The organism is Myxococcus virescens, from assembly GCF_900101905.1.
Classification (GTDB): Bacteria; Myxococcota; Myxococcia; order Myxococcales; family Myxococcaceae; genus Myxococcus; species Myxococcus virescens.
This window is the reverse complement of the sequence record NZ_FNAJ01000001.1, coordinates 1,043,805-1,067,319: the sequence shown is the minus strand read 5'-3', so window position 1 is coordinate 1,067,319 and position 23,515 is coordinate 1,043,805. Positions and strand designations below refer to the sequence as shown.

The following is a 23,515-nucleotide window of genomic DNA, read 5'->3' as shown; positions in this document are numbered from 1 at the left end:
CCGTGAGACTCGGGCCGGACACACCGGGTCCGCGTTGATACGCTGCGGCGCGACATGACCGCTGCCTTCCTCGCCGCCACCACCCCCGAGCCGCTCTCTCCCAACCGCTACGGCATCCGCTTCACCGCGCCCTGGTACCAGGGCAAGGGTGCCTATGGCGGCATCGTGGCGGGGGCGACGCTGCGCGCGTTGGAGCACACCCTGGCGCAGGCCCAGCAGCCGGGCCGTCCCGTGCGCACGCTCACCGTGCACTTCTGCGCGCCCGCGGTGGAGGGGGGGGCGGAAATCCAGACGCGCATCGAAAGGACGGGGAGGCTCGTCACGCACGCGACGGCGCGCATCGAGAGCGCCGCGGGTGTGCTGTGCGTGGCCACCGCCACGTTCGGCACCTCGCGCGGCGGCGCGACGGAGTACTTCGACGTGAAGCGCCCGGTGGTGCCGCCGCCGGAAGACGTCCCCGTGGTGCCGGACGACGTGCCCATGCCCACCTTCTGCAGCTTCTTCGAGTACCGCTTCTGCGTGGGCTCGGCGCCGTACTCCGGCGCGGACGTGGCGGAGACGGGCGGTTGGCTTCGCCCGCGTGAGCCCATGGTGCTGGACGCGCCGCTGTGCGTGGGGTTGATGGACGCCTATCCGCCGTCGGTGCTCTCGCGCGTGGATGGGTTCCACGCGGCGGCCAGCGTGGACTTCACCGTGCACTTCTTCCACGACCTGCCGCGCCCGGGCCTGCGCGAGGACGCCCACTTCCTGCGCACGGGGCGCTCACGGCAGGCGGCGGAGGGGTACTCGGAGGACTTCCAGCAGCTGTGGACCCAGGAGGGCGAGCTGCTGGCTCAGTGCCGCCAGTTGGTGGCGGTGCTGGGGTAGCACTCAGGCCGCGGAGGCGAGCTGCTTCACTAGCAGCCGCACCAACTCCACGGGCTGGATGGGCTTGGGCAGCAGCTCCGCGCCGTAGCGGATGGCCACGGACACGAGGTCATCCAGCTCCTCGTGTCCGGTGAGGAAGATGAACGGCACCCGGCAATCCTTCATCTCACGCATCACCGTGAGCACGTCGGAGCCGTTCATGTCCGGCATGTTGTAGTCGCAGAGGATGGCGGAGACGCTGGACAGGTCCAGGTTGAACGCCTCGGCGGGTGACTGCACCGTCACGACCCCGTAGCCCGCGCTCTGGAGGATGTCCCTCACCACCGAGAGCACGAAGGCGTCGTCGTCAATCACCAGCACGTTCTGCATCGGGCCCTCTCCGCGAGCGGTTCAGCGCATCCTACTCAAGCTTCTCCCACGAGCTTGTCATGTGAGACTTGTCTCACGGCACGGGGCGGGAAGGACCCGGGGAGGGGATGAGCACCAAATCCTCCTGGGGTGGGATGAGGTATTCCGCACCCGTCTCGGTGACGACGGCCATCTCCTCCACGGCGATGATGCGCTGCTCGCCCTCGCCGCCGTCCGGCCACGCGAAGAACCCGTCGAAGGCGAAGACCTGCCCGGGCCGGACGATGCGCGCCGCCTGTCCCGCCGCGGGCTTGCCCTGCTGCGCGCCGGAGAGCGCCGGGCCCACGTCATGCGCCCAGTAGCCCACTGGGTGCCCCGTTCCCCACATGACGGGCGCCGAGCCGGCCTCGCGCATCCAGTCACGCTGGGCCTTGTCCACGTCCCAGCCGCGCACGCCGGGTTTCAGGGTGGCCAATGCAATCCGGCTGCCTTTCTTGCCCTTCTCCCACTTCTCCAGGGCCTCCTTGGGCGGCTGCGTCTCGCCCGGCGCCAGCACGTAGGCGAAGCGCTGGATGTCCGTCACCCACATGCCGCCCACGCGGATGCCGAAGTCCGTCTGGATGAAGTCACCCGGCTGGATGACGCGCTCGGTGGCGTGGGAGTGCCCGCGCGTGGGGCCGCTCTGGACGTTGGGGTTCTGGTCCGGCGCCCAGGCGTCGCCCACGCCCAGCTCCATCATGCGCTGGCGGAGGAAGCGGGCCACATCGACGTCGCGCGTCTTGCCCGGCACCACCGCGCGGTAGGCCTCTATCTCCATCTGGGACGTCAGCGCGGCGGCCTTGCGGAGGATGTCCACCTCCTCGGGCAGCTTCACGGAGAGCCACTCGGAGACGAGGTCCTCGGAGGACACCAGCTTCTTGCGCAGCGCGGGCGTCAGGGCCTTCTCCAGCGCGGCGCGCTGCGTGGCGGACAGGCCATCCGCCACCGCTATCGACGTGGACGAATTGACGGCGATGCGCTTCGGCTTCGCCGCCGCCAGCCGCGAGGCCACCTGCGCGTAGAGATTCGTTCCGCGCGGCAGCGGCACCACCTCATCGAGCGGCCCCACGTCGCGGAGCGCGGTGGCCTCGCCTTCCGGTGACAGGGCCACGCCGCGCACGGCCGCGTCCTGCTTGAGGAACAGGAAGGCAGCGGTGCCTCCGGCGTTCTCACAACCGACGTGGATGGCCAGCGGGTCGTTGTCGTTCTCCCGGCAGATGACCACCCACGCGTCCACATTGGCGCGGGCCATGGCCTGGGGCAGCAACTTCTGGATGCGCTCCTTGCGGATGCGGGGCCAGGCGTCCTGGGACGCGATGGGGTCGGCGGGCGCGGCGCTGGCGATGGGGGCGGCGAGGAGCAGGGCGGAGAGCAGGGCGTGCCGGACGCGAGTCATGCGGGGAGCAGTCCTTTCGGGAAGGAGCGCCATCATCCCCGAGCGCCCGGTGGGAAGGGACGCGCGCGGCGTGAAGTCGTGTGGCGTGCGTGCGAAGAACCGTGCGAAGCCCACCATCGGGCGGCACCATGCAAGCGTTGTCGCCGTGGCTCGTTTAAGGTGTGTCCATGGCCAAGAGCACGTCCCAGAAGCGTCCGTCGAAGGCGAAGAAGCCCGCCGCGTCGAAGGCGAAGGCGAAGAAGGCCGCTGCCCCGAAGAAGGCCGCCTCGAGGACCCGCGCCGCGCCCCGTCGCGCCAGCGCGCCGGTGTCCGAGCCCGCCGTCGAAACCCCTCGGGCCCCCGTACTGGAAGCCGAGCCCGTGCTCGCCGACGAACCCACCCCTGGGCGCCCGGGTCCCAAGGCGCTCCCGTCCGGCGAGACCGCGGGCCGCGTGTTGCCCTTCGAAATCGACCCCAAGCGCATGGAAGAAGGGCTGCGCAAGCTCCAGGGGGAGATGGTCCACTGGGCCAACAAGGGCCGCTACACGCGGGTGCGCTTCAAGTTCCGGGGCAAGCAGCTGCTTCCGGACCTGCCGCTGGCCGCCGTGGTGGCCGCGGAGGGGCTCACGTTCTACTGGGGCGGCATCCTGCGCGTGCTTGTCGCCAACGTGGTGGGCGGCAGCGTGTTCCAGGTGGAGCTCGTGAATGACGCGGAGAAGCGCGTCCAGGCCGGCAAGGAGGCCTTGCTGTCGGGCGACGTGGACCAGGCGCTGGTGCTCTTCCGGGAAGCCGTGGCCATGGACCGTGACTTTCCCTCCGCGCACCTCAACGTGGGCGTGGCCTTGAAGCTGAAGGGCGACCGGGAAGGGGCCCTGGCCGCGTTCGAAAAAGCAAAGGAAAGGGACCCGGAAGGACCGGTGGGAACCGAAGCCGAGCGCCTGGCTGCTCCCCTGCGTCCGCAGGGCTGAAAAAGGCCCGCTCAAGCGTTCAAAAAAGAGTCTCTTTCAGGCATCCCGCCGTTCGAGGCGAGAGCCCCTTGTTTCCCCTGTTGACGCAGGGAAATCCAGGGGTTACGAACGCTCACTCACTGGATGGCGGCCCTGATTCGCGGGCCCCTCCGCAGACTTCCAGAGCTCATGGCTGACGACACGACTGACAAGCCGGCATCGCCCTCCGCGCCTCCTCCCCCGGACAGCGCTGGAGAGCTCATTCCCGTCAACATCGAAGACGAGATGCGCCGTTCGTATCTCGACTACTCCATGTCCGTCATCGTGGGGCGCGCGCTGCCCGACGTACGTGACGGACTCAAGCCCGTGCATCGCCGCGTGCTGTACGCGATGAATGACCTGGGCAACCTCCACAACCGGGCCTACAAGAAGTCCGCCCGCGTGGTGGGTGACGTCATCGGTAAGTACCACCCGCACGGTGACTCGTCGGTGTACGACGCCATGGTGCGCCTGGCGCAGGAGTGGAGTCTTCGCTACCTGCTGGTGGACGGCCAGGGCAACTTCGGCTCGGTGGACGGCGACTCGCCAGCGGCCATGCGTTACACGGAAGTGCGCATGGAGCGGCTGGCGGAGGACCTGCTGGCGGACATCGACAAGGAGACGGTGGACTTCGGTCCCAACTACGACGACTCGCTGGAAGAGCCGCTCGTCCTCCCGTCGAAGTTCCCCAACCTCCTGGTCAACGGCAGCAGCGGCATCGCGGTGGGCATGACCACCAACATCCCGCCGCACAACATGACCGAGGTCATCAGTGGCACGCTGCACCTCATCGACAACCCGGGCTGCACGGTCCGGGACCTGATGGAGTTCATCACCGGTCCGGACTTCCCCACCGGCGCCATCATCACCGGGCGCGAGGGCATCGTCCGCGCCTACGAGACGGGCCGTGGCCAGGTCACCATCCGGGCGCGCTCGGACATCGAGACCTCCAAGCGGGGTGACCGCGAGGCCATCATCTTCTCGGAGATTCCGTACCAGGTGAACAAGGCGCGGCTCATCGAGAAGATCGCCGAGCTGGTGCGCGAGAAGAAGCTGGAGGGCATCAGCGACATCCGCGACGAGAGCGACCGCCAGGGCATGCGCATCGTCATCGAGCTCAAGCGCGATGCGATTGCGCAGGTGGTGCTCAACAACCTGTACGCGATGACGTCGCTGGAGACGACCTTCGGCGCGGTGATGCTGGCCATCGACGGCGGCCAGCCGCGCACGCTCAACCTGAAGGAGATGCTGGACCGGTTCATCGCGCACCGCCGTGACGTGGTGACGCGCCGCACGCGCTACGAGCTGCGCAAGGCGCTGGCGCGCATGCACATCGTCGAAGGTCTGCTCGTCGCGCAGGACCTCATCGACCTGGTGGTCAGCCTCATCCGCGCGTCCAAGGACCCGGACGAGGCGCGCTGGGGCCTGATGAACATCCTGTCGCCCGCGCTGTACGAGCACGAGCGCTTCGCGACCCTCCAGCGCATCGACTACGACAAGGCGAAGGCGCAGATGGAGCTGCTCGTCTCTCGCGCGCGCAACGAGGAGCCCAGCTACGCGGGCCTGGCGCACAAGTACGAGGGCGCGGGCTTCAGCGAGGGCCAGGCGCAGAACATCCTGGAGATGCGCCTGCAGCGGCTCACCGGCCTGCAGCGCGAGGAGCTGTTCCGCGAGCTCATCGGCCTGGTGCGCGACATCGCGCGCCTGCAGGACATCCTGGCCAACGAGCGCAGCCTGCTCAACGTCATCAAGACGGAGCTCGTGGAGATTCGCGAGCGCTACGGCGACAAGCGCCGCACGGAAATCACCGGCGCCGTGGATGAGATGACCAGCGAGGACCTCATCGCCGAAGAGACGATGGTGGTCACGCTGTCGCACACGGGCTACATCAAGCGCTCGCCGCTGACCGAGTACCGGGCGCAGAAGCGCGGTGGGCGCGGGAAGACGGGCGCTGCGACGAAGGAAGACGATTTCGTCAGCAAGCTGTTCGTGGCCAGCACGCACGCGTACCTGATGCCCATCACCACGAAGGGCAAGCTGTACTCGCTGAAGGTGCACCAGGTTCCGCAGGCCAGCCGCACGTCGCGCGGCAAGGCCATGGTGAACCTGGTGCAGTTCGGCGAGGGCGAGCGGCTGGCGCAGGTGCTGGTGACGCGTGACTTCCCGGAGAACCGCTACGTCTTCTTCGTGACGAAGCGGGGCGTGGTGAAGCGCACGGACCTGAGCGCGTTCGAGAACGTTCGCTCCAGCGGCATCATCGCGCTGGGTATCGACGACGGTGACGAGCTGGTGGCGGTGATGATTACCGACGGCAGCAAGGACATCCTGCTGTCGACGGCGTCGGGCATGAGCATCCGCTTCCCGGAGACGGAGGTCCGCTCCATGGGCCGCCAGGCCTACGGCGTGAAGGGAATCACGCTGGAGGACGGCGACGAGGTGGTGGGCGCCGACGTGGTGGAGACGGACGCGGCCATCCTCACGGTGACGGAGAACGGCTACGGCAAGCGGACGCAGGAGGCCGAGTACCGGCAGCAGGGCCGTGGCGGCAAGGGCATCATCGACATCAAGACCACCGAGCGGAACGGCAAGGTGGTGGGTCTGCTCCAGGTGAAGGAGTCGGACGAGGTGATGATTGTCACCAACGGCGGCATGCTCATCCGCATGCGGGTGAAGGAGATCTCCGTCATCGGTCGCAACACGCAGGGCGTGCGGCTGATTGCCCTGGAGAACGAGCAGGAGAAGGTCATGGCCATCTCCAAGCTGCCCGAGAGCGACGAGTCCGAGGAGAACGGCGAGGCGGTGGCGCCGGCCGAGGGCGTGGTGCCCACGGCGGAGGCTAGCGCTCCGGAGGCGACCGACGCCGCTGCGCCTGCGGACGCCACGGCTGAGGCCGCAGCGCCAGCGGAAGCCGCTGTCGAGTCGCCCCCGGCGTCCGAGGAGGGTGGCACCCCGGGTGGCGAGGAGCCCACGCAGGGCTGAGTTGTTCGCAGTGGGGAGCGGGGGCCCACGGGCTCCCGCTCCTGTGTCACCCGTGGGGCACTGTCTCAGGGCCTCACGGGCGTTGAATCGCCAGGATTCGGTGTTTCGCCACCTCGACGGCGTAGGTGGAGCCCATGTCCGCGACGGGGCCGTCCTTGTCACAGGCGCCGTCCTTGACGGTGAACCGGACGAAGACCACGCCCTCCGGCCCTGGGGCCACTGTCACGTCAAACGACTCTCGTTGATAGAGGCACACCTCGTCGGGTGTGGCGCCTCGGTGAGGCTTCACACCCCGCGGGCGGAAGTCGTCCATCGCCAGCGAGATGGCCGCCGCCAGGTCCGCAGGAATCCGCATGCGCCCATCGGCTGGGAGGTCGATGGGGAACGTGAACCGGGCCGCCTCATCCGCGGGCGCACGCTCCGGTTTCAGGGGCCGAACGTACGACTGGCCACCGCATCCAAGTGCCAGGACTAGCAATACGAGTCGACTGTTCCTCATGGTCCCCCCAGAGGCACTTCGTCAGCGTAACGCGGGAGGATGGTAGCTCAGCGCAGCTCCGCCGGAAGCCGGCTGACATCCAGCTTCGGCACACCCACCTGCGTCACCGCCTGCGCCCCGAACCAGTTCGCCAGCGCGGCGCAGCGCTCCAGCGGCAGTCCTCGCAGCAGTCCCAGCGTGAAGCCCGCGAGGAAGCAGTCGCCCGCGCCCGTGGCATCCACTTCCTCCACCGCAACCGTGGGCACGTCGATGCGCGCATCCGCCGTGAACACCGTGCAGCCCCGCGCCCCACGCGTCACCACCAGGCACGTCTGCTGACGCACCCGCTCGATGTCCATTGCCCGGGCCTCCTCCTCGCTGGCCTTCAGCACCCGAAGCCGCTCGAGCAGCCCCGCGAAAGGTGTGTCTTCCAGGCGGAGATTGAGCACCCGTCCGTCATCATCGAATGCCCGAATCAACCCCTGCGCATCCGCCAGCACATGCCGCGCCCGCTCAGAGACATGGAGCAGCGTCTCCGGTAGCACCTCACCCGCCACACCGCACGCCAGCGCCACGCGCGCGTCCACGGTGATGTCCTCCGGCAGGATGGGCTCCGCCTTCGCGCTCACGCGAAGCGTCCGGTCCTCCCCGTCGAAGTCCGCGATGAACTGCGTGGTGCGCGTCCCCGGAACGGTGCGCGGCGGATACCGGACCTGGCCCGCGTAACGGAAGTCCTCGCCGGCCACCGCGGCCACCGCGTACTCCAGCCCCATCGCATCCAGGACGGACGCGATGTACGCCGCCGACCCGCCGAGCGCATGTGTTTCCCGCCCGGGGCCATGCCGGAGCAGGTCGTGGCAGTAGCTCCCCACCACCAGCACATCGCGCAGGGACGCGTCACCCATGACGCGCGTTCTACTTCCGGGTGAAGTCCTTCGGCACGGGAACCCCCGCGGCCTTGTCGTCCGTCCAGGCGATGTTGAGAATCCACCAGCGCCGCCCATCGAAGACGAGCTGCAAGCTGTTGACGCCCGTGGTCATCACCGGCCCGTCCACGGTTTCACGCGTCTCATACGCGCTCAGCACCTGGACCATGTCGCCATAGCCAGACGTCTGTCGGCGCGTCTCCTTCTCGAAGAACCCCCGCTTGTCGAAGGCCACCGAGGCGGAGGTGGCATAGTCATCCGGTGTGAAGGGCGTGGCCGCGGGTCCCTTGCCGTCCTTGGACCGACGGATGGGAATCATCTGCGCGCCCGGGTGGAAGAGGGCGCGGAAGCGCTGCCAGTCGCGCGTCTGGCCCGCCGGGCCGCTGATGACGTCGTACAGCGCGGCGATGAGGGAATCGATGGAGCGCACGTCCTCGGGGCGGGGCGCGGGTGCGAGCTGGAGCGCGCTCCGGGTTCGCTCGGCGGCGTCCTTCATCGGGTTGGGTGTGGAGACGGGTGGTTTCGGGGACGCAGGCGCCTGCGCGAGGGCGGAGGGCGCGGCGAGCAGGGCGGCGGCACAGGCGGCGACGACGAGCGGGCGCGGCATGGTGTCTCCACGGTGGCGGGAGGTTGCGGCCCATGAGGCTACTCCGGGCCGCGAAGGAGCGCGGTCGTCACCTGTTTCGCGCTTCACCGGGCGTCCGCGCGCAATCGGTGGAAGCGGGGGAGGCCGTCCGTTAGGGTGCCGGCCCATGGTACGACTCCTCCTGGCCTCCCTGGTCCTGACCCTGGCCTCCCCCGCGCTCGCGGCGGAGACGCTCACCATCTACTCCGGCCGCAACGAGAAGCTCGTGGGCCCGCTCCTCAAGAAGTTCACCGAGAAGACGGGAGTCGAGGTGAAGGTGCGCTACGGCGAGACGCCGCAGCTCGCCGCCACGTTGCTGGAGGAGGGGGCGAAGACGCCCGCCGACGTGTTCTTCGCGCAGGACGCGGGGGCGCTCGGCGCGCTGGCGAAGGCGGGTCAGCTGCAAGTGCTGCCCAAGGAGACGCTGGACAAGGTGGATGCGCGCTTCCGCTCGCCGCAGGGCGTGTGGGTGGGCACCAGCGGCCGGGCGCGCGTGGTGGCCTACAACACGAAGAAGGTGAAGGCGGACACGCTGCCCAAGAGCATCCTTGGCTTCACGGATGCGAAGTGGAAGGGCCGCCTCGGCTGGGCGCCCACCAACGCCTCGTTCCAGTCCTTCGTCACCGCGCTGCGGCTGCTCAAGGGCGACGAGGCCGCGACGCAGTGGCTCAAGGGCATCCAGGCCAACGCGCCGCGCGTCTACAAGAACAACTCCGCCATCATCGAGGCGCTGGGGCGCGGTGAAATCGACGCGGGCTTCGTGAACCACTACTACCTGTACTCCGCGAAGAAGAACAAAGCGGACCTGCCCGTGGCCAACTACTTCGTCGCGGCGGGTGACCCGGGCGCGCTGGTGAACGTGGCGGGCGTGGCCATCCTCAAGGGCTCGAAGAACACGGACGCGGCGAAGAAGCTGGCCGCGTACCTGCTGGACGCCGAGGCGCAGACGTACTTCGCGCAGGAGACGTCCGAGTTCCCGCTGGTGTCTGGCGTGAAGCTGGCCGAGGGCCTGCCGGCGCTCGACAAGGTGGGCTCGCCCGACCTGGACCTGTCCAAGCTGGATGACCTGCGCGGCACCGTGAAGCTGCTCCAGGATACTGGCGTCCTCTGATGCTTCGTCGTGCCCCGGTGGGATTATGGGTGGCTGGCGTGGCCATGGCCGCGCTGGCGCTGGTGCCCGCGATTTACCTGTGCGTGCGCGCCGCGGAAGCGGATGCGGACGCATGGGGCCTGCTGCTGCGAGACAAGACGTGGGGCCTGCTGGGCCGCACGTTGGGGCTCGCGGCGGCGGTGACCGGCTGCGCGGCGCTGCTGTCGCTGCCGCTGGCCTGGCTCACCGCGCGCACGGACCTGCCGGGGCGCCGTCTGTGGACGGTGTTGTTGTGTGTGCCGTTGGCGGTGCCCACGTTCGTCAGCGGCTACGTGCTGCTGGCGGCGTTCGGCGTGGGCGGCGCGCTGGAGGAGCCCCTGATGCGCTGGGGACTTCCGGTGCCGCCCGTGTATGGCTTCCCCGGAGCGCTGCTGGCGCTGACGGTGTCGACGTATCCGTACTTCTTCCTCGCGCTGCGTGCCGGGCTGCAGTCCCAGGACCCGGCGTGGCTGGAGGGGGCGATGAGCCTGGGACTCACGCCCGCCCGGGCCTTCTTCCGCATCACCGTGCCCCTGCTGCGTCCTGCCTTCGCGTCGGGCGCGCTGCTGGTGGGACTCTACGTCCTCTCCGACTTCGGCGCGGTGGCGCTGGTGCAGTACGACGCCTTCTCGCGCGCCATCTACGTGCAGTACGAGGGCGCGTATGACCGCAGCTACGCGGCGCTGCTCGGGCTGGCGCTGGTGTCCGTGACCGTGGGCGTGCTGGCCTTGGAGCTGTGGCTGCGCGGCCGTGCGGGCTACCACCGCAGCGCGAAGGGCGCCGCCCGGGCGTCCTCGCTCGTACAGTTGGGCCGCTGGCGCGTGCCGGCGCTGCTCTTGTGCGGCGCGGTGGTGGCGGTGGGCGTGGGGTTGCCGGTGGGCGTGCTCGTCTATTGGGGCGTGCAAGGGCTGTCGGTGGATTCGGGGCCGATGATGGGGCCCGCGTGGAACTCGGTGAGTGCCTCCATGCTGGGCGCGGTGGCGGCGGTGGTGGGCGCGCTGCCGCTGGCCTTCCTCGCGGTGCGCTACCCGAGCCGCCTCACGGTGGCGCTGGAGCGCGTGTCCTACGCGGGTTATGCGCTGCCGCCCATCGTGCTGGCGCTGTCGCTCGTCTTCCTGGGCGTGCAGGCGGTGCCCTTCCTCTACGGCACCCTGGTCATGCTGGTGCTGGCCTACGTGGTGCGCTTCCTGCCGCAGGCGGTGGGGGTGGTGCGGGCGTCGTTGCTTCAGCTCAACCCGCACCTGCCGGAGGCCGCGGCGTCGCTGGGCCAGCCTCCGTCCGGCGTGCTGCGCCGGGTGACGGCGCCGCTGCTACGGCCCGGGCTGCTGGCGGGCGCGGCGCTCGTCTTCCTCACGGCGATGAAGGAGCTCCCGGCCACGTTGCTGCTGGCGCCCATCGGCTTCGAGACGCTCGCCACGCGCATCTGGGGCGCCACCGCCGAGGGCCGCTTCGCCGAGGCCGCGCTGCCGGCGCTGGTGCTGATGGCCGTCTCCACGCTGGGTGTGGGACTGTTGGTGTCGCAAGAGGGCGGCTCGACCCCGAGTTAAGCCAATGCGCCCGGGCTCGCGGGAACGCGGTAGGGTGCGCCGCCCGCCATGCCCCTGCTTTCGCTCGACGACGTCACCCTTCGTTATTCCTCCAGCGGTACCGCCGCGGTGGACCGCCTGTCCCTGGCGGTGGAGCCCGGTGAAGTGTTGGCGCTGCTGGGCCCGTCGGGGTGCGGCAAGACGACGACGCTGCGGCTGGTGGCGGGCTTCGAGCGCCCCAACAGCGGCACCGTCACGTTGGAAGGCCGCACCCTGGCCAGCCCAGGCGCCTTCGTGCCCCCCGAGCAGCGCAGCGTGGGCATGGTGTTCCAGGACTACGCGCTCTTTCCGCACCTGTCCGTTGTGGAGAACGTGGCCTTCGGCCTCACCGCGATGCCGCGCCAGGAAGCCCGCGCCCGCGCGAGCAACATGCTGAAGCTCTTCGGCCTGGAGGGCTTCGAGTCGCGCATGCCGCACGCGCTCTCGGGTGGGCAGCAGCAGCGCGTGGCGCTGGCCCGCGCGCTGGCTCCCGGGCCGCGGGTGCTGCTGTTGGATGAGCCCTTCTCCAGCCTGGACAGCGCGCTGCGGGCCTCCACGCGAATGGAGGTGCGGCGGGTGCTGAAGTCGCTGGGGGCCACGGTGATGCTCGTCACGCATGACCAGCAGGAGGCCATGGCCTTCGCGGACCGGCTGGCGGTGATGCGGGCGGGCCAGGTGGAGCAGGTGGGCACGCCGGAGGCCGTCTACGCCACGCCGCGCACGGCCTTCGTGGCGTACTTCCTGGGCGGCACCAACCTGCTGCCGGGCGTGGGCTTCGGCAATGGCGCCCGGACGCTGCTCGGCATCCTTCCGGTGACGGGCGCGCCAGCGAAGGGCAACGTGCTGCTGTCGCTGCGGCCAGAGGCGATGCGACTGGTGCCGGACACGGACGGCGTCGCACTGGGCGGCGGGCTGCGAGCGGAGGTGCTGGCGCGCGAGTTCCAGGGCCCCTCCGCCGAGTTCACCGTGGCGTGCAACGGCCTGGAGCTCACCGTGCGCGGCGCGCCGGACCTGCCGCTGCGCGCGGGTGACCGGGCGAGGCTGGAGGTGGTGGGCCGCGCGATGGTGCTGGAGGACACTCCGGACTGAGCCTGGCTGTCCCCCGGGCGGCCGGACGGCGTACGCTGGGGGTGGGCCGAGGCCGCAATCACCCGGGTCCCTCGTGCGTAGAGGTAGGCATGAACATCGCAGGCCTTCGTGGAATGGGGAGCCGTTTCTTCCGGTACGTGCGCGACCCGCACGTAGCGCTCTGGCGGAAGCTCGCCGGCGTGATGGCGGTGGTCTACTTCCTGTCGCCCGTGGACGCGCTGCCGGACGTCATCCCGGTGCTCGGCTGGCTGGATGACCTGGGCGTGTTGTCCGCCGCCGCCTTCTTCATGGTGCGCGAGGTGCAGCGCCACCAGGTCGTCATCGCGGGGGAGGATGCGCAGCCGGGTGTCACCTCCCCGGCGCGCAGCAAGACGGTCTGAGTCGCCGGGTACCCCGTGACGCGGGGTGAGAGGCTCTTGCCGGGCCCCGGGCCCTCGTGGTTTGTGCGCCAGGAAGACTGTTGCACGGAGCCTGGATGTCCGGTTCACAGGGAAGTGTCGTTCTCATCACCGGTGCGTCGTCCGGCATCGGCAAGGCGTGCGCGGAGCTGCTGAGCGCGCGTGGCTACATCGTCTACGGCACCAGCCGCCGTCCCGCGGAGGCCGCGCCGCCGGGCTACCGGATGCTGGCGCTGGACGTCACCCAGGACGACTCCGTGCAGCGAGCCGTGGAGACGGTGCTGTCGCGTGAGGGCCGCATCGACGTGGTGGTGAACAACGCGGGCTACGCGCTCGCGGGCGCCGCCGAGGACACCTCCATTGAGGAAGCTCGCGCGCAGTTGGACGTCAACCTCCTGGGCGCGCTGCGCGTGTGCAAGGCGGTGCTGCCGTCGATGCGTGAGCGGCGCTCCGGCCGCATCATCCAGGTCAGCTCCCTGGGCGGGCAGGTGGGGTTGCCCTTCCAGTCGCTCTACAGCGCCAGCAAGTTCGCCCTGGAGGGCTTCACCGAGGCGCTGCGCCAGGAGGTGGCGGAGTTCGGCATCGAGGCGACGCTGGTGCAGCCCGGCGACGTGCGGACGCAGCTCACCCAGAACCGCGTGTGTGTCGCGAAGGCGGGCGCGGGCTCCGTGTACCAGGAGCGCTTCGAGGCCGTGCTGAAGGCCATCGAGTCCGGCGAGCGCGGTGGCCTCGTCGCCGAGGACGTGGCGAAGAAGGTGCTGGAGGTGATGGAGCGCGGAGCGCCTCACGTGCGCTACCCGGTGGCCCAACTGGCGCAGCGCGTGGCGGTGGTGGCGAAGACCGTGCTGCCCTCGCGCACCTTCGAGCAGATCCTCATGTCCATCTACGGCCTGCGCCGCCGCTGACGGAGGCTAGAACCGGCCCACCATCGACAGGCCCGTGCCCCCGCGCGGCGTGGTGAGCGGTGCCAGCGTCACCTGGGGCGCGTCCGGCGCGTCGAAGTCCCGGGTGAGGTACGTGGTGAGGGCCAGACCGCCCAGCACGCCGACGCCGCTGCCCACGAGGATGGCGTCTCCCGCGTCATTGCCCGCGGTGAGGTAGACGGCGCTCGCGCCCACCAGTCCGCCGAGGATGCCGCCCGCGTCGATGATGAGCATTCGGCCTCGGGACACCGTCACGTACTTCGACAGGATGGCCATCGACAGGATGCCCGCGGCCGTGGCGCCCAGCTCGGCGGCGAAGAAGCCCTTCGTGTCATAGTTGTCCGAAGTCGCCAGGAACAGCGCAGTCACTGTGCCCGCCCAGAGGCCACCCGAGTTGGCCAGTGACACCTGTCCCGAGGTGGGGTTCACCAGGTGCGCCAGCAGGACGCCCACGCCGGTGAAGCCCGCTCCGCCGAGGATGGCGGCGCCCAAGGCATTGTCACCATCCAGGTCGAAGGCGAGCAGTGTCGCGACGCCGAACCAGAAACCCCACACGGTGCCGGAGTTGATGACGGCAGCTTGTCCGTCCGTCACACCGCCCCGGGTGAGCAGCAGCGAGCTGGCGGCGCCCGCTCCGGCGCCCAGCAGTGACACCGCGGCGTAACCCTGGCCGCTGCAATCTCCGATGGCGCACAGGAGGACGCCTTGTGCGACCCCGTGCAGCGTCTGCACCACGACGAGAGAGGCACGCGCGGCGTTGGAGCGAGGCTCTCGCCCCACCTCGCTCGCTGCGGCAGTGGCCAGCCGCCCCCCGGGCGCGAGCCGTGTCCGGGAGAGCCGGGCCAGCTCGGTGGCATAGGGGTGCTGTGGACAGGCCGCGAGCACTCGCTCGAACAGCTCCAGCGCCTTCGCGTCGTTGCCGCTCACGAGCGCATCGAAGCCCGCCGAGTAATCCGCCTCGGAGCTCGCTGCACAGGCATCGGGCGTGGACACCAGGGGCGGCGCGGTGACGGTCTCCGGTGCCGTGGCCTCGGAAGAGGGCGGAGCCTCCGGGGGCTGAGCGGAGAGCGTGGCAAGCAGGATGAGCGTGGCGAGCGTCATGGCGCCCGTCACTCTATGCGAAGCGCGGCGGCGGCATGTATCAGCCATGCCGCCGCCTTTTCGCGGTGCGTCAGCGCGCGGCCAGCGTGTCGACGTGCTCGCGCAGGGCCACCTCGTTGCCCAGCCGGCCGTTGAGCCCGGCGAGCGGCTTCGCGGCCTGCTCGATGCGGCCCCGGGTGCGCGGTCCCGCCGCGGCCAGCCACGCCACGCCCAGCGCCAGCTCCGCCACCTGTGCATCGCCGCTCAGGCTGGCGGCCAGGGAGAGCAGGGCCTCCACCGCCTTCTTCACCTGCGCACCATGCAGCGGATGGCTGCTGGTGATGCCCTCGCGCAGCAGCGACAGCAGGGCCAGCGCCGTGGCGCGCGCCTGTCGCACGGGATCGGAACCCTCGCCGGTGCCGTCCCAGAGCCCGTTGGCGAGCTGCCGGGACAGCAGGCCCTCCGCGCCCGTGTCGATACCCCCCTCGGCCGCCAGGGACTCACCGAGGGACGCGTCGGATTCCTCGAACTCCTCATCCATCATCGGCTCTGGAGGCTGACCGCCGCCGAAGAAGTTGGAGAGGATTCCTCCCTTCTGGCGCTTCTTCTTCATGGCGTCGGCCTTGCCCTGCTCACGCCGCTCGCTCCTCATGATCATCCAGTCCGTGGTGCCGTCATCGGCATCCATCGGGGGCGCGCTCTGCGCGGGCGCGCGCCCGGGCGGGGTGATGCGCCGCACTTGAATCATCGGACGAGGAGCCCCAGGGGCGGGCGCGGCGGCCGACGGGGGCGGCATGGCGCCACGCGCGGCCATCCGCCCGCGACGGGGAGCGGCGCCACCGAGCGCGGCCTCCTCCTCCTTCTGCGCGCCGAACATGGCCCAGCCCGCGGGGGCGTCCACGGGGATGACGCGCGTCTTCGCCTGTCCTGAGTTCCGCCGGTCGCCCTTGCGCTCCTCCACCACCACGAACGAGGTGTACCGGGTGACAATCTGGTGCGCGACGGCCAGTTCGACGATGCGCTGTTTCATGGACTCCGCGCGGCGTCCGATGAGCTGGGCGGCCTCCCAGCCCCGGATGCGCTCGGCGGCCCACAACTTCTCCACCGCCGGCCGGTCCGACACCGCGGGCAGGTCCACGCTGACGGTGAGCGAGAAGGGCTCCTGTCCCGAGCGCCCCCGCAGCGTCACCGTGCCCGTCCCGGGCGAGGCGTAGCGGCCCAGCAGCGTCCAAGGCACGCCATCCACCAGGGGCGGTAGCTCGGCGGGCGCCAGCTCCACACAGTCCACGCCGTCGAAGCGGACCTCCAGCTCGGTGACACGCGGCGCCAGCGCACGGGAGAACTGCGCCACCACCTTGTCGTCGATTCGCTCGCCCGGGTGGATGAACTCCACGTCACCGCCCGTCTGCTTCGCCATGTCCCGCAGCAGCACGTCGCTGACGTTGGTGCCGATGCCGAACGAGTACACCCGCGCCGTCTTCCGCGTCTCGAGCACGGCGCGCAGAATCTCCGCTTCGTTCCCCACCTGTCCGTCCGTGAGCAACACGATGACGCCGTCGGGCGCCGCCTGCACCGCGGCGCGCATGGGCGCGAGCAGCTCCGTGCCGCCATCCGCGTTCAGCGCGGCCACCCAGCGGTCCGCCTCTTCGAGCGTGCGCTGCGTGAAGGGCACGGACTCCGGCTGAAACGACTGGAAGCGATTCTCGAACGCGATGACATTGAACCGGTCGCCCTCGCGCAGGTGGCGCAGGCACAGCCGGAGCGCGGCCTGGGCCTGGGGCAGGCTCTCACCGGCCATGGAGCCGGAGACGTCCACGACGAACACCACCTCCTGCTTGGGCGGCGCGGAGGCCAGGGCTAGCAGGTCCGGCACCACGGTGAGCGCGAAGGTGCCCGGGCCTCCCTCGCCCTTGCGGTGCGTGACGAGCGGCGTGAACACCGCGCTGCTGTCCGGGCTGCGCAGGCTCAGCACCAGGTCGCGGTCCAGGGACACCTCGCCGCGCGAGAAGCCGACGCGCACGCGGGTGCCTTCCTCCCGGGTGGTGGTGATGGCGTGGGACGGGCTCTCCACCACCACCTCGCGGCCCAGGTCCACGAGCAGGTCCATGCGCAGGCCGTAGTGCACGTTGCCCACGGGCGGGGTGATGCGGTCCGCGTCCGGCACCTGGGCCGTGGGCTCTTCACTGCCGTGGCCGGTGCGGTCGCCCGTGGTCGCGCCGGGGATGTAGCGGGGGGCCACCAGCGTGGGGAGCATCCAGCGCACGCTGCCTTCCTCGGCGGTGACGGCCTGGAGGAACTCCACCTCCACCACGGTCTCCTCATAGGGCAACAGGTTGCCCACCTGGGCGGTGAAGACGTTGCGGCGCTCCTCGTCGAGCAGCGCGGCGCCATGGCCGGCCGTGACGGCGTCGTCGTAGGTGCGGAAGGCCTCTTCACGCTCACGCACCACACCTTCGATGCGCCGCCCGGCGCACGTCATGGAGAAGGCGGACAGCGTGGCATCGGAGGGAAGGGGGAAGGTGTAGATGGTCTCGACCGGCTGGTACTCCTCGTTGCGGTAGCGCTGGCGAACGCGGACGCGCGCGTGGCCGCCGAGGAGCTCGCCCGTGACTTCGACACCTTGCAGGGGGACCTGCGTGCCGTTGCGCGTGTACAGCCCTGCCTTTTCGATGGTCATGGCTTCTCCCTTTCCTGGAACTCCGCGATGAGGGCGCGAACGCGTTCCGCGAGCGCCCGGGTCTTCGTGTCCGCTGCTTCCGAGACGTGCAGCTCCAGCCCCGGGATCAGCTCCCAGCGCTCGTAACGATTCAGGCCCGTGGCCGGTCTTCGAGGCGCGTGCGGTGGCGCCATCGGGGCCGGTCCCGGTAGCGGCTGCGCGTGCACCGGGGGCGTGGGTGTCGCGTCCGAGTCGGCGAGCTGGCGCAGCTCATCGAGGCTCGAGCGCTGCAACTCCGCCTGGATGGCATCCAGGGGAAGGAACCGCGCCTGCAGGACGCGGATGGCCTTGAGCCGCACCAGGTGCTCTTCCCCGTACACGGTGTCGGGGCCCCGGAAGGGGGGCGCGGGAAGCAGGCCGCGTTGGACGTAGTAGCGCACCGTCCGCGGCGAGACGCCCACCGCCTCGGCCAGCTCCGTCAGCTTCCATTCGCTCTGTGTCTTCGGCGTGCTCACGGTTCAGACAGTAGGGCCTGACATTTGTAGTGTCAAGTTGTCACTGTCGAATTGGCGGCGGCAGTGGCCAGAGCGCTAGGGACCTCGGCTCAGCAGTATCTCGACAGTGCTGCTGCCGAGTCCTGACACCCGGCGCGCGGTGCTGCGCCAGGAGGTCGCCATCCTGGACCGGCGGCACGCCACCCTCGCCCGGGCGATTGCCTTCACCTACACGGCGCTGCTGGCCTTCGTGATGACGTCGCTGCTGTACCTGACGAAGCGGCAGACGCAGCGGCCCGAGGCCCTGCCGGTGGTGTCCTTCTCGGTGGGCGTGTTGCTGCTGGGCGCGACGGCGCTGCTCGTGCTGGCGTCGCTGCGGCTGAGCCGGCGGGCCATCAAGCTGGAGCGGCAGGAACTCTTCGACTAGCGGCTGTCAGGACAGGCCGCCCGCGGGAGGGCCCTCTTCCTCATCCTCGGTGTATCGCCGGTCTTCATATCCATCGTCGGCCTGCTCCATGCGGGCCTTCACGCCGCTGAGCGTGCGCAGCAGGTCGAGCGGGATGGGCAGGATGGTGTGATTGCCACCGGTGGTGATTTCCACCAGCGTCTGGAGGTAGCGGAGCTGGAGGGTGGCCGGGTAGCGGCCGAGGACCTTGGCGGCCATGGAGAGCTTCTCGGCGGCCTGGTGTTCGCCCTCGGCGGCGATGATTTTCGCGCGGCGCTCGCGCTCGGCCTCGGCCTGCCGCGCGATGGCCCGCTGCATCTCCGCGGGCAGGTCGATGTGCTTCACCTCCACGTTGGACACCTTGACGCCCCACGGGTCGGTGCGTGCATCGAGCACCTGTTGAATCTCGTGGTTGATGCGCTCCCGCTCGGAGAGGAGCTGGTCCAGCTCCACCTGGCCCAGGATGGAGCGCAGCGTCGTCTGGGCGAGCTGGCTGGTGGCATAGAGGTAGTCCTCCACCTGGAGCACGGCCTTGTCGGCGTGGATGACGCGGAAGTAGACGACGGCGTTGACCTTCACGCTGACATTGTCCCGGGTGATGACGTCCTGTGGCGGCACGTCGCGGGCCACGGTGCGCAGGTCGATGATGACCATGCGCTCGACGAAGGGGATGAGCCAGCGGAAGCCCGCGCGTTTGAGGCCCACGAAGCGCCCGAGCCGGAACACCACGCCGTTCTGGTACTCGTTGACGATGCGCACCCCCGACAGGAAGAGCAGGAACAGGATGGCGACGGGGATGAGCACTCCGAACAGTCCGGTCAGTTGCATCAGGTCGGTACCTCGTCAACGAAGAGGGTGAGTCCTTCCATGCCCCGCACCACGACGTGTGCGCCGGAGCGGATGGGCGCGGTGGACGTGGCGCGCCAGCGCTCTCCATGGACGAACACCTCGCCGCTCTCCGGTGTCACCGGGGCCAGGGCGGTGCCTCGCTCGCCCACGAGCCCCAGGTCGCCACCTCGCTGGGGGAGCCGCCGCGTCTGCGCGCTCCGGTAGACGACGTAGGCCGCCGCACCTCCCAGCGCCACGGTGGTGGGCACCAGCCACGTCCACGACACCTGGAAGGAGCGGTCCACGAACCACTCCGGATTGAAACGGTCCACGAGGAACAGTCCGCCCAGGCCCAGCAGCACCACGCCCACGGCGCCGAGCAGCCCGCTGGTGACGAACAGCTCCGCGACGATGAGGGCCACGCCCGCGAGCATCAGCAGCACCGCGCCCGCGCGAACCGGCAGCGCGGAGGACGCCACCAACGCCAGGACCAGCGCCACCACGCCGATGAGCCCCGGGGCGATGGCGCCTGGATGTGACAGCTCCACCACCAGCCCCAGCGCGGCCACCAGGAACAGCAGGTAGACGATGGCGGGATTGGCGAGTGCGTGCACGGCGCGCTGGGACAGCGTGGGCTCCAGCGTGACGATGTGCGCATCCCGGGTGGAGAGCCGCACGGACTCGCCACCCGCCACCGTCACCTGCCGTCCGTCCGCCTGCGCGAGGAAGTCCGCCTCGGTGGGCGTCACGTATTCCACCACGCGCAGTGCCCGCGCGTCGTCCGCGGACACGCTGACGCTGTCACGCACGGCGGAGGCGGCCCACTGCACATTGCGGCCCCGCTGCTGGGCGATGCTCTCCGCGAAAGCGACGGCGTCGTTCTCCACCTTGCGAGCCATTTGCTCTCCGCCCACGGCTTCCGGGGACTGGCCGGAGGGGCCCACCACCGGATGCGCGGCCCCGATGTTGGTGCCCGGCGCCATGGCCGCGACGTTGGATGCCAGCGCGATGAAGACGCCCGCGCTGCCCGCGTGTGCACCGGAGGGGCCGACCCAGACGAGCACCGGGACAGGTGACGCGAGGAAGGCCCGGACGATGTGGCGCGTGGCCTCCAGCGAGCCGCCGGGGGTGTCCAAGCGCACGAGCAACGCGTCATGTCCCGCGGCCGTGGCGCGTGCCACGCAGTCGGACAGGTAGGCGCCGGTGCCGGCATCGACCACGCCCTCCAGGTCACAGCGAGCCACGGTGGGCTGGCCGTTCCTCGTGGGGGCATCGGCCGCGGACGCGAGCAGCCCCGCCATGAGGACGCACAGGAGTGCGGGGGCCGCGAGTCGCCAGCGTGCCCGTTGGTGCATCTCACACCCCCTGGAGGCTGGCGGGGTTGAAGGAAACGGGGACGATGCCGCGCGGCGGCAGGGGGCGCACGGCCGCCAGGTGCTTGAGCAGCCGCACGTGGTCCATGAGCAGCCGGGGCATGAGGAAGTGCTGGCGCACGTGCTCGTGTCCACGCGCGCCCAACAGGTGGGCCTCGTCGGGGCGGCGCAGCAGGTGGAGCATGGCCTCGGCGCATTCCTCCACGGTGTCCACGAGGGCGCCGCCAGTGCCCTCTGGCAGTTGCATGGGAATGCCGCCCACGCGGCCACCGACGACGGGCGTGCTCTTCCACAGCGTCTCCGCGACGACGAGCCCGAAGCCCTCGCGCAGGGACTTCTGGACGACGACGTCGGAGACGGCCTGAAGCGCGTTGACCTCGATGTTCCCCACGCCCACCAGGTTGGTGAGGATGTGGATGAGGCTGTCGCCCGCGGTGGCGGCGCGGAGCTCCTCATAGACCTCCCAGCCCTCCGGGTCGTCCAGGGCGAGTGAGCCCGCGAGCGCGAGCTGGAGGTCGGGGACGTGGGGACGCACGCGCTGGTAGGCGCGGACGACGCCGAGCGGGTCCTTCCAGCGGTCGAAGCGGCTGACCTGGGTGATGAGCGGCCGGTGGGTGCGGATGCCAATCCACTCCAACACGTCGCGCGCGAGGGCCTCCGGCAGGGGGTGGTTCTTGGGACTGAGCGGGTCGATGGCGGGCGGGTAGATGCGGACGTCGGAGATGGGGAGTTGTGGTGGAATGAACTCCCGCATCGTGAAGATGGCGGCGTCGTAGGCGTGCAGGTAGGGCGACAGGAAGTCCCAGAAGGCCGGGTTGGGGTGCGAGGTGTCGATGTGGCAGCGCCATATCCAGCGCGCATCGAGATGAGGACTCAGCGCCGCGAGCACGGCGGGCTGCGGGTCGTGGACGAAGACGAAGTCGTAGTTCTCCGAATCCGTGACCAGCCGGTGGGCATTGAGCTGGGCGTTGGCCAGGTAGGTGGCCTTCTCGCGCTCTGTGAGCTCGCCGGGAGCGCCTTGCAGGCCGTTGTGGATGCGCTTGGTGACCTGGAAGAAGGTGTCGTCGCCGTGAATGAGCTTCCAGTCCGTGACGATGCCCAGGTCGTTGTAGAGCGGGACCAGGGAGCGGAGGATTTCGGAGACGCCGCCGCCGTAGGGCGTGGCGCTCAGGTGCATGCACCGAGCACCGCGCAAGTCCTCGGAGAGCCAGTGCAGTTCGTCGAGGATTTCGTCGGGCGCAATCCCGCGATAGGTGGCAAGCGAACGCTTGCCGATGTCCACGACGTCCAGCATCGCCTCGGCCTCCCGGGTGAGCGCTCCAGCGCAACGGTGCGCATGGGAAGCGGCGTCATCCGCGCCGCGTGGCTGCCGGGCTGCTCTCCGGCACCGAGAGCAGGCGCCTGAAGGTGTGCCCGGGCATCCGCTGGTGGGCGTTCGCTGTCGTCGACAGATTGTCGGTGGAGGGCACGCTCCCTCGGGGCCGTCCGCAACTCGACAAGGAGGCTACATGCGCCGTGCCGTTCTCATTGCCCTGGGCGTGGCAGTTGCTGCGCCCGCTTGCAAGACCACGCAGCCCGAAGGAACGGAGGACCGTCAGCCCCTGATGGGCCCGGACCAGATTCGCGAGCCCGTGCAGACCGTGCCGGATACTCCCGCGGGCCCCGCGACGCCCCTACCGGAGACCGACGCGGGCACGCCGGAGACGCAGGAGACGCCGGCGGAGTAGCTAGCGACAGGGCCGGGTCGGGCTTATTTCTGTGAATCCTGGTATTTGGCGCTCCGAACGCCCGTGACTTGAGCGGGCGTTTGAGGCGGGGGCGCCATGCCACTTCGTAGGTTGATGGTTTTCGTCGCGCTCCTGGCGTGCGCTTCGGGTGACGAGTACACCCGACGAGGCGCCGACACGCTGTTCGGGCGTCGAGGCGCCCATGTCTGGGTTCGGGGTCCCTGGCTCGAAGTAGAACCTTCTCGCGACGTGGACCAGGTCATCGACCAGTTGTGTCCCGCCATCATGAAGCTCCCGAGGGCGACAGCGGGGCATTATGGCCAGGAGTACTGCGGCGCCATCTACACCTTGGGAGACGGCGTCTACTACGCGAGTCACGGGTCGCCTTTGGGGAAGACAACGGGCGTCATTGGCGCGGAGAAGCGCAAGTCCTGCATCCCGCCGAGCAGTGTCGTTGATTCGCGCGGCCGAACCGTGACCCTGGCGGACTATCACAGTCATCCCTGGTCTCCTTCTCCGATGTCCGTGTTCGACTTCCAGAACCGGACTCAGGTCTGGCTCATCCGCATCCAGTTCGACGTGGCCTGCACCGTCATGAAGTACGTTCCGCACAAGAACACCCCACGGCCGGGAGAGGTCTACGTGCGGCGAGAGCGACATTGGCGATTGGTGGGGTTGCTTGAGAGCGAGCGAGACAAGGAACTGGGAATCGTTACGCCCGTGGAAGGCGGCACTTAGGTGTCGGTGCCTGGAGTCATCATGCGCCGCGTGGTTCTTCTGCTGTCGTGTGTGTCGCTATCGGCGTGCTCGCTGTTTCATCGCCCATTCCGCCCTGAGCACGCACCGCCCGAAGAGTCGGCGAGGTTCGTGTTTCCCTTGGGCTTTCCTCCGGGGGAGCACACCTTCATTCCAGCCACCATTTCCGCCGCGGTCGGGCTGGCGATGGACGACTTCTTGCCCAGGGGCGCGAAGCCGCCCAGGGAAGCGACACCCGATGAGGTGTGCCTCGCGCAGCGCAGTTCCTACGACGTGTTGGCGAAGGCGCTGTCCGACAGCGTTGTGTTGGTCTCGTTTTCGCCCAGGGCGGGGGCCTGTGTTCAGGAAGGGATTGCCCTGGATGTGGGCGCGACGTACGCGGTCGATGTAGACGGCTGGCGCATCCTGGCCGTTCAGCGATGAGGCACG

At 69.6% G+C, this 23,515-nt stretch carries 23 protein-coding genes; 12 read left to right on the top strand and 11 right to left on the bottom strand.

The window, feature by feature from the left end; all coding sequences use genetic code 11:
• Positions 1 to 54 precede the first annotated feature (54 nt).
• On the top strand, positions 55 to 867 hold the full coding sequence (locus BLU09_RS04345; protein WP_090485810.1) for an acyl-CoA thioesterase: 813 nt from the start codon (positions 55 to 57) through the stop codon (positions 865 to 867).
• A 3-nt stretch (positions 868 to 870) separates the two neighbouring features.
• Here the strand turns inward: BLU09_RS04345 and BLU09_RS04340 are convergent, their stop codons facing one another.
• Both BLU09_RS04340 and BLU09_RS04335 read right to left on the bottom strand, forming a co-directional pair.
• Entirely contained in the window at positions 871 to 1,236 is a 366-nt protein-coding gene (locus tag BLU09_RS04340; RefSeq protein WP_090485807.1) for a response regulator, read from the bottom strand.
• A gap of 73 nt (positions 1,237 to 1,309) precedes the next feature.
• Positions 1,310 to 2,650, bottom strand: coding sequence for a M24 family metallopeptidase (locus tag BLU09_RS04335; protein WP_186817905.1), 1,341 nt, complete (start codon positions 2,648 to 2,650; stop codon positions 1,310 to 1,312).
• Between the two features lie 167 nt (positions 2,651 to 2,817).
• On the opposite strand from BLU09_RS04335, the gene BLU09_RS04330 reads away from it, so the two are divergent.
• Both BLU09_RS04330 and gyrA read left to right on the top strand, forming a co-directional pair.
• Complete coding sequence (locus BLU09_RS04330) at positions 2,818 to 3,597, top strand: tetratricopeptide repeat protein (RefSeq protein WP_090485801.1); 780 nt, start codon at positions 2,818 to 2,820, stop codon at positions 3,595 to 3,597.
• 168 nt (positions 3,598 to 3,765) lie between these two features.
• Positions 3,766 to 6,594, top strand: a complete 2,829-nt coding sequence (gyrA, locus tag BLU09_RS04325) for a DNA gyrase subunit A (protein WP_186817904.1) — start codon at positions 3,766 to 3,768, stop codon at positions 6,592 to 6,594.
• 73 nt (positions 6,595 to 6,667) lie between these two features.
• Here gyrA and BLU09_RS04320 read toward each other — a convergent pair whose 3' ends face one another.
• The 3 genes from BLU09_RS04320 to BLU09_RS04310 all read right to left on the bottom strand — a co-directional run bounded on the left by BLU09_RS04320 (position 6,668) and on the right by BLU09_RS04310 (position 8,605).
• Positions 6,668 to 6,949 (bottom strand): hypothetical protein, encoded by a 282-nt coding sequence (locus BLU09_RS04320; protein ID WP_244171402.1) that lies wholly within the window; start codon positions 6,947 to 6,949, stop codon positions 6,668 to 6,670.
• A gap of 191 nt (positions 6,950 to 7,140) precedes the next feature.
• Positions 7,141 to 7,977 carry a PfkB family carbohydrate kinase gene (locus BLU09_RS04315; RefSeq protein WP_090485795.1) on the bottom strand — a complete coding sequence of 279 codons (837 nt, stop codon included), beginning with the start codon at positions 7,975 to 7,977 and terminating at the stop codon, positions 7,141 to 7,143.
• A 10-nt stretch (positions 7,978 to 7,987) separates the two neighbouring features.
• Positions 7,988 to 8,605, bottom strand: coding sequence for a hypothetical protein (locus BLU09_RS04310; RefSeq protein ID WP_090485792.1), 618 nt, complete (start codon positions 8,603 to 8,605; stop codon positions 7,988 to 7,990).
• Positions 8,606 to 8,750: 145 nt separating this feature from the next.
• Here BLU09_RS04310 and BLU09_RS04305 point away from each other — a divergent pair, with 145 nt between their 5' ends.
• The 5 genes from BLU09_RS04305 to BLU09_RS04285 all read left to right on the top strand — a co-directional run bounded on the left by BLU09_RS04305 (position 8,751) and on the right by BLU09_RS04285 (position 13,709).
• Positions 8,751 to 9,734 (top strand): iron ABC transporter substrate-binding protein, encoded by a 984-nt coding sequence (locus BLU09_RS04305; protein ID WP_090485789.1) that lies wholly within the window; start codon positions 8,751 to 8,753, stop codon positions 9,732 to 9,734.
• Positions 9,734 to 11,299, top strand: coding sequence for an ABC transporter permease (locus tag BLU09_RS04300; protein WP_090485785.1), 1,566 nt, complete (start codon positions 9,734 to 9,736; stop codon positions 11,297 to 11,299). Before BLU09_RS04305 ends, BLU09_RS04300 begins: the two co-directional genes overlap by 1 nt.
• 48 nt (positions 11,300 to 11,347) lie before the next feature.
• Complete coding sequence (locus tag BLU09_RS04295; RefSeq protein ID WP_090485767.1) at positions 11,348 to 12,406, top strand: ABC transporter ATP-binding protein; 1,059 nt, start codon at positions 11,348 to 11,350, stop codon at positions 12,404 to 12,406.
• Between the two features lie 89 nt (positions 12,407 to 12,495).
• On the top strand, positions 12,496 to 12,786 hold the full coding sequence (locus tag BLU09_RS04290) for a YkvA family protein (protein WP_373284038.1): 291 nt from the start codon (positions 12,496 to 12,498) through the stop codon (positions 12,784 to 12,786).
• Between the two features lie 95 nt (positions 12,787 to 12,881).
• Positions 12,882 to 13,709, top strand: coding sequence for an SDR family oxidoreductase (locus BLU09_RS04285; protein WP_090485758.1), 828 nt, complete (start codon positions 12,882 to 12,884; stop codon positions 13,707 to 13,709).
• A 6-nt stretch (positions 13,710 to 13,715) separates the two neighbouring features.
• On the opposite strand, the gene BLU09_RS04280 is transcribed toward BLU09_RS04285, so the two are convergent.
• The 3 genes from BLU09_RS04280 to BLU09_RS04270 form a co-directional block, all read right to left on the bottom strand.
• Positions 13,716 to 14,828: a hypothetical protein gene (locus BLU09_RS04280; RefSeq protein ID WP_244171401.1), complete on the bottom strand. Its 1,113-nt coding sequence runs from the start codon at positions 14,826 to 14,828 to the stop codon at positions 13,716 to 13,718.
• A 70-nt stretch (positions 14,829 to 14,898) separates the two neighbouring features.
• Positions 14,899 to 17,484 (bottom strand): VIT domain-containing protein, encoded by a 2,586-nt coding sequence (locus BLU09_RS04275; protein WP_090485752.1) that lies wholly within the window; start codon positions 17,482 to 17,484, stop codon positions 14,899 to 14,901.
• A complete protein-coding gene (locus BLU09_RS04270; RefSeq protein ID WP_090485750.1) occupies positions 17,481 to 17,978 on the bottom strand; it encodes a MerR family transcriptional regulator in 498 nt (165 codons plus the stop codon). Before BLU09_RS04270 ends, BLU09_RS04275 begins: the two co-directional genes overlap by 4 nt.
• A gap of 106 nt (positions 17,979 to 18,084) precedes the next feature.
• On the opposite strand from BLU09_RS04270, the gene BLU09_RS04265 reads away from it, so the two are divergent.
• A complete protein-coding gene (locus BLU09_RS04265; RefSeq protein ID WP_244171400.1) occupies positions 18,085 to 18,384 on the top strand; it encodes a DUF2721 domain-containing protein in 300 nt (99 codons plus the stop codon).
• A gap of 6 nt (positions 18,385 to 18,390) precedes the next feature.
• On the opposite strand, the gene BLU09_RS04260 is transcribed toward BLU09_RS04265, so the two are convergent.
• The 3 genes from BLU09_RS04260 to BLU09_RS04250 are packed head-to-tail and all read right to left on the bottom strand — an operon-like array spanning position 18,391 to position 21,897.
• Positions 18,391 to 19,230: a slipin family protein gene (locus BLU09_RS04260; protein WP_090485747.1), complete on the bottom strand. Its 840-nt coding sequence runs from the start codon at positions 19,228 to 19,230 to the stop codon at positions 18,391 to 18,393.
• Positions 19,230 to 20,585, bottom strand: a complete 1,356-nt coding sequence (locus tag BLU09_RS04255) for an NfeD family protein (RefSeq protein ID WP_090485744.1) — start codon at positions 20,583 to 20,585, stop codon at positions 19,230 to 19,232. The genes BLU09_RS04260 and BLU09_RS04255 overlap by 1 nt, the downstream gene beginning before the upstream one ends.
• Before the next feature lies 1 nt (position 20,586).
• A complete protein-coding gene (locus BLU09_RS04250) occupies positions 20,587 to 21,897 on the bottom strand; it encodes a glycosyltransferase (RefSeq protein WP_090485741.1) in 1,311 nt (436 codons plus the stop codon).
• Between the two features lie 214 nt (positions 21,898 to 22,111).
• Here BLU09_RS04250 and BLU09_RS04245 point away from each other — a divergent pair, with 214 nt between their 5' ends.
• The 3 genes from BLU09_RS04245 to BLU09_RS04235 all read left to right on the top strand — a co-directional run bounded on the left by BLU09_RS04245 (position 22,112) and on the right by BLU09_RS04235 (position 23,509).
• Positions 22,112 to 22,330 (top strand): hypothetical protein, encoded by a 219-nt coding sequence (locus tag BLU09_RS04245; protein WP_090485738.1) that lies wholly within the window; start codon positions 22,112 to 22,114, stop codon positions 22,328 to 22,330.
• Between the two features lie 96 nt (positions 22,331 to 22,426).
• Complete coding sequence (locus tag BLU09_RS04240; protein ID WP_244171399.1) at positions 22,427 to 23,068, top strand: hypothetical protein; 642 nt, start codon at positions 22,427 to 22,429, stop codon at positions 23,066 to 23,068.
• A 21-nt stretch (positions 23,069 to 23,089) separates the two neighbouring features.
• Entirely contained in the window at positions 23,090 to 23,509 is a 420-nt protein-coding gene (locus BLU09_RS04235) for a hypothetical protein (protein ID WP_090487010.1), read from the top strand.
• Positions 23,510 to 23,515: the final 6 nt, after the last annotated feature.